We start from the raw sequence: 14,079 nt of genomic DNA on the forward strand, positions 1-14,079 counted from the left end.
TCGGCCACCGCACCTCCAGCGGTTGGATCGGACGTCACCACCCATCCAACCGCCACGATCACCAAACCGGCCAACCTATGCGGTCAGAGCACTAGCCACGGCGCGGCCCCGGCCGCTCCGACAACGGCGATGGCGGCGAGCAGGCCCGAGTAGGCGCCGGCCAGCGCCATCAGCGCGCGCGGCCGCCGCGTGACGAGCCGGGCGCGGGCGGGACCGAGCAGCGCGGTGACCAGGCCGAACAGCCCGCTCGCCGTGCCGGCGACGGCGTAGGAGTGGGTGGCCTGCTTCAGTGTGAGCAGCAGCGGCAGGCCCAATAGACCGTAGGAGAGCCGCGCGAGCATCGCGGCGGCGAACAGCTTGCGGGCATGCGGGAGTGCGAGGACGGCGCGATAAGACGCGCCGCCCTTGGACGGGCGTGACATGGGAGTACTCCGGTTGCAACGCGAGGACATGACCGATCGCGGTACCGCCCGGCCGGATACGGCAGGGGCGGGCGACGGTCTGTCAGTGCGGTCCGGAGATCATGCCGGTGACGGTAGCAGCCCGCCGACTGAGCCGCTCGGGTTTCTGACCTGGGATCAGTCGGCTTTTCTTTACAGAAACCGTGATCCAGCCGGGGGTCTCGTTGCGCGTCCACCCCGCCTCCGCGTCGCTTCGACGCCCCCATCTGGTCAGCTGACTTCGCAGCCTTGGGGCAAGATCCAGGAGCCAATGTGCTGCACCGGCGTCAACCCGCCCGCGCGACTGGTCCGGTTGGGCGGGCCGCCTCTCGTCCCGGGTTGGTCCGATTGGTCGGATCTGCCGGTGGGGCGCGCCGGGACGTTCCGGGCGGCGGCAGAGTCGAGGTTATGAATGCGTCACCTGACCATCCATGAGCATCAACCTCGGGAGCCACACGATGCGCCCCATCAGAGCAGCCTGTCTCGGCACGGCCACTGCGCTGGTTACCCTTCTCGCCTGCGCCCCTGTCGCGGCCGCCGCCGCGACGGACACCGATTCCGCCCACACCACGGGCGGAGACCGGGTCATCACACTCATCGGCCGGCTCGCGCAGCAGACGCGCTTCCCCGTCAACCCCGGCGGCAGCCCCGCCCAGGGCGATCGGACCGTCTTCCGCTCGAACCTCTTCGACCAGTACGGCAACCAGGTCGGCGACACCGCGGGCACCTGCACCACCACCCGGGTCGACAACGGCGGAGCGGAGGAGTGCGTCGTGACCTACAACCTTCCGGGCGGCCAACTCTCCGTGCAGGGGATGGTCTTCGGCATTCTCAACCCGGGCCCTCCCCCTTCGTTCGACAACGGGATCACTGGCGGCACCGGGGAATTCGACCGGTCTCGTGGCTCGGTCCACGCCGACACGATCGCTCCGGGCACGAGGCGCTTCACGATCGACCTCGGCCGCTGACTGACCCTGCCCCCGCCCGGTGAGAAGGCTGGCCCGTCCACGGCACGGCCCACCGGCTCGATTCCACCAGGCTCAATCCCAGACCATCCACTATCAGCGACAAGCCCGGACATGAAGATCACGATCTAGAGCTGGAGCACTAGCCGCGCTCAAGAGCATCCGCGCCGCCCGCCCAAACGGCGCCCCCATCTACGTCATCCTGGACAATTCGTCAGGCAACAAGACCCAGGCGATCCGCCGCTGGGCCGCCCGGCACAAGACCGAGCTGTGCTTCACCCCGACCCAGGCGTCCTGGGCCAACCCATCGAGCCGCACTTCGGGCCGCTGCGCGGCTTCGTCCTCGGCAACAGCGACCCGCCCAACCACCCCGCCCTCGCCCGCGACCTGCACGCCTACCTGCGCTGGCGCAACCAACATCGCCGCCATCCCAGCGTGCTGGAGGCCCAGCGCCGCGAACGCGCCCGCGTCCGATCCGAACGCCAGCACCGCTGGAGCCGACCCCACCACACGGCAGCGTGATCAACCGACCGGCGCACGTTCGCGGCCAACGCACCAGCCACGTACTCCAGTTCCCGGGGGCGTCTTGGCTTCTACCCAGCCGAGACGCCCCCACCGCCAGCGCCATGCGCTACACCTGAACGAACTCTTCCCTGAGAGGGGTTCATGAGTTGACTGATCAGTAAAATCCCGTTGCACTGGCGACCAAGGAAGCAGGGGCCCTCTTGAGACACCTTCCCGCAGACCAGCAGTACCGCATCATGCAACTCATATGGGGACGAGAGAAAGCGGATACACAAGCAGCAGCCAGCACAGACGACTATGTACGCCGGGTCCTGGAGAGCGGAGAGCTCAGCGGCGACCTACGTAAACCCAACGAGCAAGCACCCCGCGACCCGACTTACGTCCGCATCTACCGCGCTGCCAAGCCACTGCCAGCCGTCGCCTACGCGATGCCCGGCCCTGGCACGATCGAAGTCCGCCTTGACCATGAGGACGCCAATGACTTCCGCAGCGAGAAGTGCGTCCGCTTCCTCGATGTCAAGCACGACAACAAAGTTGCCGTTACCGTTTCCAACACAGCCACAGTCTTGATCGCAGTAGAGCTCACCGCCCGTGCTCTGAAGAAGCTAAATACTGATCACGGGTAAGGCAGACCCCGGGTTCCGGCGTGGCCGACTCCCCGCCCGTCGGCAACAGGCGCCGGACGCTCGGGTCAGCATGACGAGACAGACAGACGGAGCAGGTGGAGCAGCGCGCGGGCCAGACCACCGGCCAACGTGGTGGAAGCGGCGTAGAACGCTGCTTGCCCGAGGCCCTGGACAAGACGACGCGTTCACGCAGTACCTGGGCAGCGACGTGCTGGACTCCGCGCTACTGCGGATGCCTTCCGTCGGGTTCATACCCCCGCAGGATCCGCGGTGGCTCTCGACCTTGGACGCGATCAAGAAAGATCTCGTGTCCGACGGCCTCGTATACCGCTACGATCCCTCTTCGTCTCCGGACGGGCTACTCGGTTCTGAAGGCACCTTCTCGGCGTGTACCTTCTGGTACGTCGAAGCCCTCGCCCGCGCCGGCCATCTGCGTGAAGAGCGACTCGTCTTCGAGAAGATGCTCACCTACGCCAATCATCTCGGTCTGTACTCCGAGGAAATCGGACTGACCGGCGAGCAACTCGGGAACTTCCCCCAAGCATTGACCCATCTCGCCCTCGTCACCGCTGCGCTGAGCCTGGATGCCCATCTCGACGCCGCCACGACAGGCTTCCCTCCTACCTCACCGTTTCCGGTTCCCTATCGCTACCCGCAACCGATGGCAGCACGGACCGGAGGTCCAGCAGTCACGCTGTCCACCCCATATCCGTCGGACGACATCATCCGCAGGTGAGCGCACCACCCTTTCCACAACAGTCGCTACCTGCGGTAGAAGGCCGTGCCCACCGGTGATGCCAAGCCGGTCACGGTGCCGGCACGGCGACAGGGTGCGCGATGATTGATCCTGGTGGGCTCGCTCACCCCGTCGCGCAGTGGACGTCCCGCTCCTCAGCGGCGGTCGGGGCGTAGCCGTTCCACTCCGTCAACGCGGCCAGGGCCTTTTCGGCCCGCTCTGCCCGCTCGGCCGGAGTCAGCAGCGTCTCAGCGAGACGGGCCAGATACGCGCGCAGCGACAGCCCCTCCGCGGCCGCTATGGCGGCCAACCGGTCCTTGGCTTCCTCGGGGATACGGACGTTGGCATCGGGCATTGGCGTGCTCCTTCCCACCCTCCGAGGGTACGGGTACGTACCCGTACCCTTCACCCGGCGGATTCCGTCGCTGATCGGGACAGACTGCGTCCGGCCGGCCTGGAGGCCGGTGTTGCTGGGTGGCCGGATGTCCAGGAAGAAGGTGAGCAAGCCCGGCGTGGCCAGTCGGTCACAGGCTTGGCTGCGTGGCGTCGCGGTCGAGGGTGGTGAGCCACTGGGTGACGACGGCGGCGATGAACTCGTCGGTGACATGGCCGCGATCGAGGAAGAGACGGGCGAGGACGGGCCCGTAGAGCAGGGTGTACTCGTCGTCGCTGAGCTGGATCCCGGAAGGCTCCAACAGTTTGTTCAGTGCCGTGTGGCGGTCCTGGCCGATGCGGACGAGAGCCTGGGCGCTGTCGGGGTCGTGGTCGGCCTGGGCGGTGACGGCCAGCACCGCGGTGCGGATGACCGGGTCGCTGATGCCGTCGCGCAGGCTCTTCAGCCAGGCGGTCGCCACAGTGCGCACGTCGTGGCCCGGCTCGGGGTAGTTGCCGAGGTCAGGGCCTTCCAGGATCAGATCGAAAAGGAGCGCGGCCCGGTTGGGCCAGTGCCGGTAGAGCGTCTGGCGGGTGACGTCGGCCCGCTCGGCCAGTAGGGCGTAGGTCAGCCCGGTGGGCCCGACGTCGGGCAGCAGTTCGCGGGCGACGGCCAGGATGCGGGCACGGGTGCGCTGGACCCGCGGATTGCTGAGGGCCGGCTGACGGCGGTGGACAGGCTGCTGCTCCATATCCTCACCCTATCAAAAATCATACACACCGTGTGATTGGTGCCACGCCCTGCTTGAATCACACGTCGTGCGTGATACACAGGAAAGGCAATCACACGCACTGAATGATTTATGGCGTGTGCGGTTCCTTCTCCTCAGGGAGTGCCTGATGTCTACTGCGATCACTTTCTCCGAGTACGGCGGGCCGGAGGTCCTGACCCTTTCGGAGGTTGCCACTCCCGAACCGGGTCCGGGCCAGGTCCGCATCCGCGTGCGGGCGACGGCCGTCAACCCGATCGACGCGCGGATCCGCGCCGGGATGATGCAGGGCGTCTTCCCGGTCGAATTCCCGATGGTCCCGGGCTGGGACGTGGCCGGTGTCGTCGAAGCGGTCGGCGGGGGCGCGAGCTTCGCGATCGGCGACGAGGTCTTCGGGGTCGCCTCAGTCGGCGGCTACAGCGAGCACGCACTGCTGCAGTGGCCGTTCGCCAAGCCGAAGGAGCTGTCGTTCGAGACCGCGGCCGCGATGGTCACGGTCGGCGAGGCCGCCTACCGGACGCTCAAGCACCTCGGCGTGCAGCAGGGACAGACATTGCTCATCCACGGTGCGGGCGGCAGTGTCGGCACCGTCGCGGTGCAGCTGGCCGCCGCCCGCGGCATCACCGTGGTCGGCACGGTCGCGGAGCAGGACGCCGAACGCGTGGGCGGCCTGGGCGCAGTTGCCGTCCGGTACGGCGAGGGCTGGGCGGAACGGGTCAAGGCGGCCGCCCCGGGCGGTGTGGACTTCGTCTTCGACGCCTCCGGCGCGGGCGTGCTCGCCGACTCCGTCGCCCTGGTCGCAGATGCGGGCAAGGTCATCACCATCGCGGACCCGTCCTTCGCCCAGCACGGCGTGCGATTCACCGGCATGGACCCGAAGGATCGCTTCCCGCAGGCCCTGCCGCAACTGGCCGACCTGATCGCCACCGGCAAGCTCGACGTTCCCGTATGGCGGGCCTACCCGCTCGGCGAAGCCGCCCAGGCCCACGCCGACATCGAGGCCCACCGCAACCAGGGCAAGGTCGTCCTCCTGCCCTGACACCAAGCCGCCGTGCCGCCCGAGCTCAACGGGGCCGCAGCCAGCACGAACCCACAGCTGACTGCGGCCCCGCAGCCCCGACGCGCTCCACCAGGCGGCCATAAGAGACGGAAGCGAAAGCCGATGGCAGCCCGCACCTTCCCGCCACTGAGGGCGGACGCAGACCTCGCAGCCGCATTCGAGGTCCTGGGCCACAAGTGGAACGGGTCATCCTGCACACCCTGGCCACGCGCCCGGCCCGCTACGGCGAACTGCTCGCCGCCATCTGCCCCATCAGCACCAAGATGCCCGCCGGCCGGCTACGCGAACTCGAGGAAGTGGCAGCCTCGTTCGCCGACACCCCTCGCTGCAGGCGGGCGCTCACGGTCTCGGGGCCGGGAGGGATCGCGTAGAGTGGAGCAATCCGACGCGGGGTGGAGCAGCTCGGTAGCTCGCTGGGCTCATAACCCAGAGGTCGCAGGTTCAAATCCTGTCCCCGCTACTGAAACCTGAGGGGCCGGCACGATGTGCCGGCCCCTCAGGCGTGTCGTGCCAACCATCTCAACGGACCTGTGCCACGCGAGGCGTGCGCCAACTCGCAACGGCAACCGGGACGTCAGAGGAACAACTCGAGACGGTTGACCGTTCATCTCTACGTGGCTAGCGGAGGGGACAGTGTCCCCGGGCCTCACCCATAGCCCATGGGGACGATCGTCCGGCTGAAGCCCCATGGAGCCTTCCGCCGAGAGGCGACCGCCCTCCGCACGCCACCACCCACGGCCCCGGCTGGTCTCCCCCGCCCAGCCGGGACTTTTCACTCTCTGGTCACCGGCGCGACCGTCAGGGCTCAGCTACGAATCCACGAGGTACGCCTTCTCGCCCATCATCAACGGTGCGTCGGCGGGCCCCTTGACGCACGCTTTCCCCTCGAGCCGGCGTCGGCCGCGCGGTGGGCTGACGGCGAACCGGTCACCGCCAGCGGTGGCGCACCCTGGTCACCGCAGAGCAGGCGGGTGCTCGCGCGGCGCGGTGATGTGCCGACGTCGTGCATGGCGGCCGGTGCAGTCCCCCTCAGCCGAGACCGGCGCCAGGCCGGCCAGTGAGCGATGCGCGCCGCCGAGCGGCGGCATGCATCGCTCGTCCTAGTGTCTGGGCCGGAGATCGGTCGGCGGATTGAGCGAGGGATTTGAGGATCCCTCGCCACCCAGGACTCACAGTCCTTGACAACCCACAGTGCTAGGAGTTGTCGTGACTGGTCAGGCTGACTTCAAGAGCGAGGCGAGGGCGGGTTCCCCCGCGCCTGGGGTGCGAGCCGCAGATACGAGTCGACGGGCCGGCCTTGCACGTACACGCTCGGCATCGCTGCCTCCTTGTGTTTGTGAGGATGCTGTGGGTGACAGGAAATAGGGCTTCCGGCTTCCGGAGCCCCTCCCTACCCTCCGGTGTCCATGACAACAGAACACGCGCAGCAGTCCCAGGGGCACAACGGACACAGCCGCAGACGCTTCCTGACGGCGACCGGGGGAGCGATCGCCGGAGTCGTCGGCGAGGGGGCGGTCGGCGCCTTAGGGGCTGCCGGCAGCGCGGCCGCAGCCACCTCCGGCAAGCGCGTCGCCGTCCTCGGCGGTGGAGTCTCCGGCCTCAGCGCCGCCCACGAACTCGCCGAACGCGGCTACGAGGTCACGGTCTACGAGTACTACGACGCCCTCGGCGGCAAGGCCCGCTCAATGGACGTCCCCGGGACCGGAACGGGCGGCCGCAAGCCGCTTCCCGGCGAGCACGGCTTCCGCTTCTTCCCCGGCTTCTACCGGAATCTGCCGGACACCATGCGCCGCATCCCCTTCCCCGGCAACGCGAACGGCGTCCACGGCAACCTCCGCAGCGGTACGGAGGCGTTGTTCGCGCGCGGCTCGGGCCGCCCGGACCTGCACTTCCCACTCCGCCGGGTCACCACCCCGCCCGCCCCCGGCGACCTCACCCCGTCCTGGATCCGCGACCAGATTCTGTCGGTACTGGACCTCGCCACTCACCTGCCCGCCAACGAGGCCGCCTACTTCGCCGACCGCCTCCTGGTCCACCTCACCAGTTGTGACGCCCGCCGCGAGGACCAGTGGGAGAAGGTCGCATGGTGGGACTTCATCCGGGCCGGCGAGATGAGCCGCGAGTACCAGGTGCTCCTCGGCATCGGCCAGACCCGCAACCTGGTCGCCACCCGCGCCGAGATCGCCTCCACCCGCACCGTCGGCCGCGTCATCATCGAGGCCCTCCTCCTGTGGGGCCTGCTCGGCCGCGGCACGGACGGCGACGCGGACATCGACCGGGTACTGAACGCCCCGACCAGCGAGGCCTGGATCGACCCCTGGGAGACGCATCTGCGCTCCCTGGGCGTCGAGTTCGTGCTCGACACCGAGGTCCGGGAGGTGGTGTACGGCGGCAGCCGGGTGACCGGCGTACGGGTGGCGGCGCGCGACGGCAGCCGGCAGCGCACCATCACCGCCGACCACTACGTCTCCGCCCTGCCGGTCGAGCACGCGCGCGTGACCTGGGGCCCGGCCCTGCGCGCCGCCGACCCGCAGCTCGGGCGGTGCGACGCGCTGAAGACGGACTGGATGACCGGCGTGATGTTCTACCTGCGCACGCCCACCCCCGTCGTGCACGGCCACATCAACTGCCTCGACTCACCGTGGGCGGTCACCGGAATCGGCCAGACGCAATTCTGGGACGTACGGGACTTTTCGCGCGACTACGGAGACGGGCAGGCTCACGAGTGCCTGTCCACGATCATCTCCGAGTGGGACAAGCCCGGCATCCTGTACGGCAAGACTGCCCGTGAGTGCACCAAGGACGAGATCGTCGCCGAACTGTGGGCCCAGCTGAAGGACGGGCTGAACGACTCCGGCAAGACAACGCTCGGGGACGAGGACCGGCTCGGCTGGTTCATGGACCCGGCGGTGACGGGCCTCGGCGGCCCCGACCCGCAGAACCGCGAACAACTCCTCATCCACCCCACCGGCACCCTCTACCACCGCCCATCGGCCAGGACAGCGGTGCCGAACTTCTTCCTCGCGGGCGACTACGTCCGTACGGACGTGGACCTGGCGACCATGGAGGGCGCCAACGAGTCCGCGCGACGCGCCGTCAACGCACTCCTGGACGCGGACAATTCGGGCGCCGAACGGTGTCACATCTGGGAGTTGTTCCGGCCGCCGGAGATGGAGCCCCTGAAGCGGGTCGACGAGGTGCGCTATCGGCTGGGGCTGCCCAACACCTTCGACCTGGGGTAGCACCCGGCACTGAGTTGTGCCTGAAGGGCCGCTGCCCCGAGCGGCTGCGGCCCTTCAACCGAAACGGCGTGCTGCTGTACTCCAGCCGTAGATCGTGATCTTTCGGCGTGGTAGCCCAACCCCGAAAGACCTGCGGGTGTTCGCGCTCACACGGACGTAGGAAAGCCGAACCGTTCGACAAGCTCCGGGTCCCCGAACGCGTTGATTCTCGCGATGCCCGCCGGGGTCACGGTGAGCAGGAGGATGCCGTAGGCCTGACCACCGTGGTAGGCGACCGCAGCCGGCTGGCCGTTCGCGCTGGTCGGCAGCAACCGCCAGGTGCCCGGCGAGCCCAGGACCTGCTGCACGAGATAGGGCAGGCAGGCGGCGCGGCCGGAGAACCAGGTGCGCCAAGGCGTCGCCTCGACCCTGGCATCGACACGCAGCAGTTGTGCAAGGGCCGCGCCGTCGGCCTCCTCGACTGCGGCAATGTAGTGGGCGAGGACGGCGCTCAGCTCGCCGGGCTCGACCGTTTGCTCGACGTCGGGTGGCGTCTGTGCCAGCCGCGCACGTGCGCGCTGCAGCGTGCTCTTGACCGCTGCCGTGCTACTGCCCATCACCTGCGCGACGTCCGCCGCCGGCCACGCCAGGACGTCCCGCAGGATGAACACCGCCCGCTGGCGGCCCGGCAGCTCCTGGAGCGTGGCGATCAGCGCGATCCGCAGGCTGTCGCGCGCCGCGACGATCGCTGCCGGGTCGAGCATCGAATCGGGAAACCGTGGTGGAGGGCGCAGGTGGTGTGGTGCTCGGATGGCCGATCTGGGTCTCGCCAGTACGTCCTGGCCGGCTGCGCGTTCCCGCCATGGCGCCGATTTGTTTGCGCTGGTAGCCATGCTCGCTTGGCTCGGCGATCAACCCTCGCTCGCGCCACGCGCCGACCACCTCTTCGAGGTTATCGCGAGCGCGATTCTGGCGAGCGCAGGGAGCGGCGACGCCGAGGAGGAACGCCGCCCTCAGGCCCGTCGCTGACATCGTCGCGCACGCGGACCAGCGAACTCGGCCGCGCGCTCGGCAGGAGCGGTTCGACAGCGAGTCCGCCAAGCCGGTCAAGGGCACCGGCATCGAGCCGCGCGCGACGGCTGGACACTGCACCGGATCCGCCACACCCTGACACACGACGCCGAGGGCGGCACCTCCACCCCGATGCTGCTGGCCCGCTCCCGCCACGCCTCCGTCCGCTCCCTGGAGCGGTACGCACGCCCCAGCGTCGACGCGGTCGCCCGGCACGTCGCCGAACGCGACCCCGCCGCCCGACGGATGCGCGTGACGCGAGGCACCGGCTGGCAGCCTGCCGCCGAGCGGCACAGTGGGGGAGGCGGCGGTGGGCGCGTTCGCGGTGGTGCGCTCCGTTCGGCTGCAAGCCCTCGCGCGGGCGGAACAGGGAGCGACGGACGCTGGCGGGTGACGGGCCCGCCTGGTCAGCGGTGACTTGAGCGGATCATGGGGGGTGCTGATCCGTTGGGGGCGAGTACCGGGGCACCACGGTTCTGACGGCCGCGCCGGGCGGGATCAGGCGGCAGTGTGGTGAGTGAGGATGTCCCTGATGTCGATGAGCCACTGGCGCAGTGGAACTCCTTTTGGAGGCGCGATGCGCAGACCGAGTACACGGGCGGCTTCCGTCAGGTCGTCGTCGTTCGGGTTGGCTGCGATGAACGCGTCGATGTCCGTGGCCGCGGCTCGGTGGTCCTCCGGGGACTCCAGGGCCAGGTAGTCGTCGACGGCCTCAGCGTGCGACTGGTACTCGGCGGAGAAGTCCTGGTGAAAGTAGGACCCCAGAAGGTGGGCGAGCGCGGGGAACCGCTCACGCCACTCCCAGGCAGTCTGCGGGCGGTGGGTGGAACCGTCGGCCGGCGGCTTCGCGAGGAAGTGGCTGAGGTGATGGCGGATGACCCGCAGGCAGTCCTCGACGCTCACGCCTGACGGCGGTTCGATGTGCGGAAGGAGGTCGACGTCGTCGGCTACCTCGTCGCTGAACAGGCCGACGGCGAGCAGATCGTCGAGCTCGCGTACTGCGGCTGCCGCACGCTGGGGTTTGGCCGCGACGACACGCAGGTAGGAGGTGAGCGCTGCGCCGGGTGCTTCCATCGTGTCGTCGAATGTGTTGCCGCTCCATTCGTACGCCTGCAGGAGGTCGTGCAGTTCCGTGAAGCGGTCGTGGATGGGCGCCATGGGCTGTGGACCTGTCTGGTTGCGGTCTTACGAGGTGGCTTCGGGGTAGGAGGTCAGGACGCGGTAGCCCAGAGGGACGGTCGGGTCCTTCTTGAGGACGACTTTCGCCCCCGTCACCCATTCTGGGGGCAGTCCGTTCTTGAAGTGGGTGCGAGACAAGCTCATTCCGGTGGGCTCTCCCAGCTCGGCCGAAAAGTCCTTCTTCCCCGCCGGCTTCCCGTTGTTCAACCAGTCCTCGATCTGCTTCTGCCGCTTGAGGACTACCGCCTGGGTGTGCTTCTGGGCCGAGGCGTGGTCGATGTACCGAGAGGCCGGTGGGGGCTCCGCCGGGCAGCAGGTCGCGCAGGACGGCGTGGAGGCGGTTGGTGGTGCGGGTCCGCTCGTTGACCAGGTCGTCATGACGCTCTGTGAGCAATCGGAGGATGGTGGACTGGTCCTCCGGAGTGACCTTGCGCAGGTCCTGGCGGAAGAGCGTGACCTGGGCGACGTGCAGGGCGTCGGCGGGGTCGGTCTTGCGGTCCCCTCCGGTGGCCAGCAGGCGTGCACGCGCGGACAGGGTGGAGGGGACGTCCACCACGTCCTCGCCCGCGGCGGCCAGTTGCTGGGCGAGCGCGCGGCCCAGGCCGCCGGCGCCTTCGATGGCGAAGCGACGCTCGGGCCACGGCTGGCACCAGCGCATCAGTTGCGTGAAGGTGCCTGCGTTGACGACGAAGCGCCGCTGGCCGGTCTTGTGGCCTGCGCCGTCCACGGCTACGGCGGTGTGAGAGGACTTGTGGGGGTCGATCCCGATCGTGATCACGCGCATCCCGGTCTGTACTCGAAGCGGCGAAGTATGCGGTGGGCACCCTGACTTGAAGTAGCGGTCGCACACGTTCATGCCTCTGTCGAGCCACACCGCGTGGGTGTCGGCCGGCGGCGGCACGCTATCGGAGAGCCAGCCCATGGGCGGCAAGGGGCACTGCGGGCCCGTGCCGACCGACACCCTGGACGCTACGGCTGCAGACCACGCGTCTGGGCCCGATTCAACAAGTCAGGGGCCTTGGCCTAGAAGGCACCGTCACAGTCCTGACCGCTCCACCGACCTGCGCTGGCCATCGGCACCGCATCGTCGAACTGGAGCACCGTGACCACCCTCAGCATGCCCGCTGCTTTCAGCACCGTCCAAGCCGCCGGGGCCGCTGCCGCGCCGCGTTCGGTGGTGCTCGGCGTCGACACCCACAAGGACGTGCACGTCGCTGCCGTCCTTGACCACCTGGGCGGGCTGCTGGACACCCGGGAGTTCCCGGCCACCGCGGCCGGCTACCGCTAACTTCTTGACTGTGCACGCCAGTTCGGAACAGTACTGCGGGCGGGGGTGGAGTGCACCGGCTCCTACGGCGCTGGCCTCGCCCGCTACCTCGCGACCCAGCGGGTGCCGGTGGTGGAGGTCAACCAGCCCGACCGATCCGCCCGGCGTCGCCGCGGGAAGACCGACGCCGTCGACGCCGAGGCTGCCGCCCGGGCCGCACTGTCGGGCACGGCACAGGCGCTGCCGAAGAGCGGCGACGGGCAGGTGGAGGTGCTGCGCATGCTCCGGTTGGCCAAGAACTCCGCGGTCAAGGCCCGTACCCAGGCGCTCAACCAGCTCAAGGCCGTGCTGGTCAACGCTCCCTCCGCCTTGTGCGAGGAGCTGGAGCCGCTCTCGACTGCACTACTGGTCCGCCGTTGCACGGAACTGGTCGACCCCCGCGACGGCAACCCGGCAGCCGGCACGGCAGTCTTCACGCTCCGTCTGCCCGCACAGCGCGTCTTGCGGCTTCGGCAGGAGGTCACCGAGCTCGGGCGGCGAATGACCGCAGCGGTCCGGGCCAGCGCACCCAGCCTGCTGGAGCGGCTCGGGATCGGGCCGGACTGTGCTGCGGCCCTGCTGATCACCGCTGGCGACAATCCCGAGCGGCTGAGCAGCGAGGCCTCCTTCGCCGCGCTGTGCGGCGCCAGCCCCGTCGAGAAGTCTTCGGGCAAGACCCGGCGCCGTCGGCTCAACCGGGGCGGGGACCGGCAGGCCAACGCCGCGCTGCATCGCATCGTGGTCACCCGCATGCGCCAGGACGAGCGCACTCGTAAGTACCTGGAGCGACGCACCGCCGAGGGACGTGGAAAGCGCGAAATAATGCGCTGCCTGAAACGCTACACAGCCCGCGAGGTCTACGCGTTGATACGGGCCGACATGATCACATGCCATCAGCGGCCTGACGATCCATCAACCCTCACGACCGCGACTTGACGAACATAGGGGCATCAAACACCACCATCACGGCCTGCACTTCCTCGCCTTGACCGACGAACGCGGCCGCGTGATCTGGATATCCGCCGCCCGGCCCGGCCGCACCCACGACATCACCGCCGTCCGCCACGACCACATCCTGGCCCACCTGCACGCCGCCGGCCTCGGCGCCCTCGCGGACCTCGGCTTCCGCGGCCTGGACAACGACGTACTCGACCCCGTGATCGTCACCGGCTTCCACGCCAGCCGCACCCACAAGCTCACCCCAGGCCAGAAGGACGCCAACCGCGTCCTCGCCGTCGGACGCGCGCCAGTCGAACACGGCTTCGCGCACCTCAAGAACTGGCGGACCCTCACGAAGCTCCGCACCGACCCCGCCCGCGCCACCCGCCTCCCGCGAGCCTTGCTCGTTCTGACGAACCTCGAAATCAACCGCTGACAGACGATCTACTCCACAGGCTCCCGCCCACGACCAGCGTGAGCACCCTGAGTACCGGTCACACCAGCCCTTTGACCTGCGACTTCAAGTTGGCGGAGGCTCATTGAGAGCGTCAACGCCCGCATCCGCAAGGCCGTCCGTGCCTGCGGGCACTTCCCCACGGAGCAGGCCGCCCTCAAATGTGTCTACATGGCCGTCATGAGCCTCCGACCGGCGCCGGCCGTAAACGCTGGACCATGCGCTGGAAGGACGCTGTGAACGCCTTTGACCTGGCCTTCGACGGCCGCCTCACCGCAGGCCAACTCTAGCCACACCAAACCCAGTTACACCGCTCGCTTGACTCTTCCAAGATTTTCGTAGCCGGTGATTCCCGTGGACTTTGAGGTCAGCTGAGCAGGATGCGCTGGCGTAGGAGGGGGTGTGCGGCGCGGCC

13 protein-coding genes, 1 tRNA gene and 5 pseudogenes are annotated in these 14,079 nt (G+C 68.8%); 12 read left to right on the top strand and 7 right to left on the bottom strand.

All coding sequences use genetic code 11. The annotated features are described in order from the left end of the window. Window positions 1–83: 83 nt before the first annotated feature. On the bottom strand, window positions 84–422 hold the full coding sequence (locus ACFVWD_RS54605) for a hypothetical protein (protein ID WP_389606332.1): 339 nt from the start codon (window positions 420–422) through the stop codon (window positions 84–86). Between the two features lie 449 nt (window positions 423–871). On the opposite strand from ACFVWD_RS54605, the gene ACFVWD_RS54610 reads away from it, so the two are divergent. From ACFVWD_RS54610 to ACFVWD_RS54625, 4 genes and pseudogenes are all read left to right on the top strand, one after another. After that, the gene (locus ACFVWD_RS54610) at window positions 872–1,408 is read left to right on the top strand and encodes a hypothetical protein (RefSeq protein WP_389606334.1); all 537 of its coding nucleotides are present in this window, start codon (window positions 872–874) and stop codon (window positions 1,406–1,408) included. 142 nt (window positions 1,409–1,550) lie between these two features. Beyond that, a pseudogene (locus ACFVWD_RS54615) lies at window positions 1,551–1,927 on the top strand (transposase); the annotation flags it as partial. Window positions 1,928–2,130: 203 nt separating this feature from the next. Next, on the top strand, window positions 2,131–2,556 hold the full coding sequence (locus ACFVWD_RS54620) for a hypothetical protein (protein WP_389606336.1): 426 nt from the start codon (window positions 2,131–2,133) through the stop codon (window positions 2,554–2,556). Window positions 2,557–2,668: 112 nt separating this feature from the next. Next, window positions 2,669–3,151, top strand: a pseudogene (locus ACFVWD_RS54625) (glycoside hydrolase family 15 protein); the annotation flags it as partial. A gap of 265 nt (window positions 3,152–3,416) precedes the next feature. Here the strand turns inward: ACFVWD_RS54625 and ACFVWD_RS54630 are convergent. Both ACFVWD_RS54630 and ACFVWD_RS54635 read right to left on the bottom strand, forming a co-directional pair. Further along, window positions 3,417–3,647: a hypothetical protein gene (locus ACFVWD_RS54630; RefSeq protein WP_389606338.1), complete on the bottom strand. Its 231-nt coding sequence runs from the start codon at window positions 3,645–3,647 to the stop codon at window positions 3,417–3,419. A gap of 169 nt (window positions 3,648–3,816) precedes the next feature. Then, window positions 3,817–4,416 carry a TetR/AcrR family transcriptional regulator gene (locus ACFVWD_RS54635; protein WP_389606340.1) on the bottom strand — a complete coding sequence of 200 codons (600 nt, stop codon included), beginning with the start codon at window positions 4,414–4,416 and terminating at the stop codon, window positions 3,817–3,819. Window positions 4,417–4,564: 148 nt separating this feature from the next. Between ACFVWD_RS54635 and ACFVWD_RS54640 the strand changes: the two genes are divergently transcribed. The 4 genes from ACFVWD_RS54640 (at window position 4,565) to ACFVWD_RS54655 (ending at window position 8,736) form a co-directional block, all read left to right on the top strand. Then, window positions 4,565–5,473: an NADP-dependent oxidoreductase gene (locus tag ACFVWD_RS54640; RefSeq protein WP_389606342.1), complete on the top strand. Its 909-nt coding sequence runs from the start codon at window positions 4,565–4,567 to the stop codon at window positions 5,471–5,473. 197 nt (window positions 5,474–5,670) lie between these two features. Beyond that, on the top strand, window positions 5,671–5,865 hold the full coding sequence (locus ACFVWD_RS54645; protein ID WP_389606344.1) for a winged helix-turn-helix transcriptional regulator: 195 nt from the start codon (window positions 5,671–5,673) through the stop codon (window positions 5,863–5,865). 15 nt (window positions 5,866–5,880) lie between these two features. Then, window positions 5,881–5,954 (top strand) — tRNA-Met (locus ACFVWD_RS54650). A gap of 946 nt (window positions 5,955–6,900) precedes the next feature. Then, a complete protein-coding gene (locus ACFVWD_RS54655) occupies window positions 6,901–8,736 on the top strand; it encodes an FAD-dependent oxidoreductase (RefSeq protein ID WP_389606346.1) in 1,836 nt (611 codons plus the stop codon). Window positions 8,737–8,882: 146 nt separating this feature from the next. On the opposite strand, the gene ACFVWD_RS54660 is transcribed toward ACFVWD_RS54655, so the two are convergent. Beyond that, window positions 8,883–9,479, bottom strand: a complete 597-nt coding sequence (locus ACFVWD_RS54660; RefSeq protein WP_389606349.1) for a sigma factor-like helix-turn-helix DNA-binding protein — start codon at window positions 9,477–9,479, stop codon at window positions 8,883–8,885. Window positions 9,480–9,525: 46 nt separating this feature from the next. On the opposite strand from ACFVWD_RS54660, the gene ACFVWD_RS54665 reads away from it, so the two are divergent. Next, window positions 9,526–9,744 (top strand): hypothetical protein, encoded by a 219-nt coding sequence (locus ACFVWD_RS54665; protein ID WP_389606351.1) that lies wholly within the window; start codon window positions 9,526–9,528, stop codon window positions 9,742–9,744. Window positions 9,745–10,284: 540 nt separating this feature from the next. On the opposite strand, the gene ACFVWD_RS54670 is transcribed toward ACFVWD_RS54665, so the two are convergent. The 3 genes and pseudogenes from ACFVWD_RS54670 to ACFVWD_RS54680 form a co-directional block, all read right to left on the bottom strand. Then, window positions 10,285–10,944 carry a contact-dependent growth inhibition system immunity protein gene (locus tag ACFVWD_RS54670; RefSeq protein WP_067362492.1) on the bottom strand — a complete coding sequence of 220 codons (660 nt, stop codon included), beginning with the start codon at window positions 10,942–10,944 and terminating at the stop codon, window positions 10,285–10,287. 27 nt (window positions 10,945–10,971) lie between these two features. Continuing rightward, window positions 10,972–11,343, bottom strand: coding sequence for an RNase A-like domain-containing protein (locus ACFVWD_RS54675; protein WP_389606353.1), 372 nt, complete (start codon window positions 11,341–11,343; stop codon window positions 10,972–10,974). Then, window positions 11,333–11,887: pseudogene (locus ACFVWD_RS54680) on the bottom strand (transposase); the annotation flags it as partial. The pseudogene ACFVWD_RS54680 and the gene ACFVWD_RS54675, both read right to left, overlap by 11 nt. 195 nt (window positions 11,888–12,082) lie before the next feature. On the opposite strand from ACFVWD_RS54680, the pseudogene ACFVWD_RS54685 reads away from it, so the two are divergent. From ACFVWD_RS54685 to ACFVWD_RS54695, 3 genes and pseudogenes are all read left to right on the top strand, one after another. After that, window positions 12,083–13,207 (top strand): annotated as a pseudogene (locus tag ACFVWD_RS54685) (IS110 family transposase). Between the two features lie 49 nt (window positions 13,208–13,256). Beyond that, window positions 13,257–13,646 (top strand): transposase family protein, encoded by a 390-nt coding sequence (locus ACFVWD_RS54690; protein WP_389606355.1) that lies wholly within the window; start codon window positions 13,257–13,259, stop codon window positions 13,644–13,646. A 102-nt stretch (window positions 13,647–13,748) separates the two neighbouring features. Continuing rightward, a pseudogene (locus tag ACFVWD_RS54695) lies at window positions 13,749–13,954 on the top strand (transposase); the annotation flags it as partial. Window positions 13,955–14,079 lie beyond the last annotated feature (125 nt).

Source organism: Streptomyces sp. NPDC058086 (genome assembly GCF_042885015.1).
Classification (GTDB): domain Bacteria; phylum Actinomycetota; class Actinomycetes; order Streptomycetales; family Streptomycetaceae; genus Streptomyces.

Coding starts and splice junctions, on each gene's coding strand:
- ACFVWD_RS54605 (WP_389606332.1), bottom strand. CDS start 422: ATGTCACGCCCGTCCAAGGGCGGCGCGTCTTATCGCGCCGTCCTCGCA.
- ACFVWD_RS54675 (WP_389606353.1), bottom strand. CDS start 11,343: ATGACGACCTGGTCAACGAGCGGACCCGCACCACCAACCGCCTCCACG.
- ACFVWD_RS54630 (WP_389606338.1), bottom strand. CDS start 3,647: ATGCCCGATGCCAACGTCCGTATCCCCGAGGAAGCCAAGGACCGGTTG.
- ACFVWD_RS54670 (WP_067362492.1), bottom strand. CDS start 10,944: ATGGCGCCCATCCACGACCGCTTCACGGAACTGCACGACCTCCTGCAG.
- ACFVWD_RS54655 (WP_389606346.1), top strand. CDS start 6,901: ATGACAACAGAACACGCGCAGCAGTCCCAGGGGCACAACGGACACAGC.
- ACFVWD_RS54610 (WP_389606334.1), top strand. CDS start 872: ATGAGCATCAACCTCGGGAGCCACACGATGCGCCCCATCAGAGCAGCC.
- ACFVWD_RS54665 (WP_389606351.1), top strand. CDS start 9,526: ATGGCCGATCTGGGTCTCGCCAGTACGTCCTGGCCGGCTGCGCGTTCC.
- ACFVWD_RS54635 (WP_389606340.1), bottom strand. CDS start 4,416: ATGGAGCAGCAGCCTGTCCACCGCCGTCAGCCGGCCCTCAGCAATCCG.
- ACFVWD_RS54640 (WP_389606342.1), top strand. CDS start 4,565: ATGTCTACTGCGATCACTTTCTCCGAGTACGGCGGGCCGGAGGTCCTG.
- ACFVWD_RS54660 (WP_389606349.1), bottom strand. CDS start 9,479: ATGCTCGACCCGGCAGCGATCGTCGCGGCGCGCGACAGCCTGCGGATC.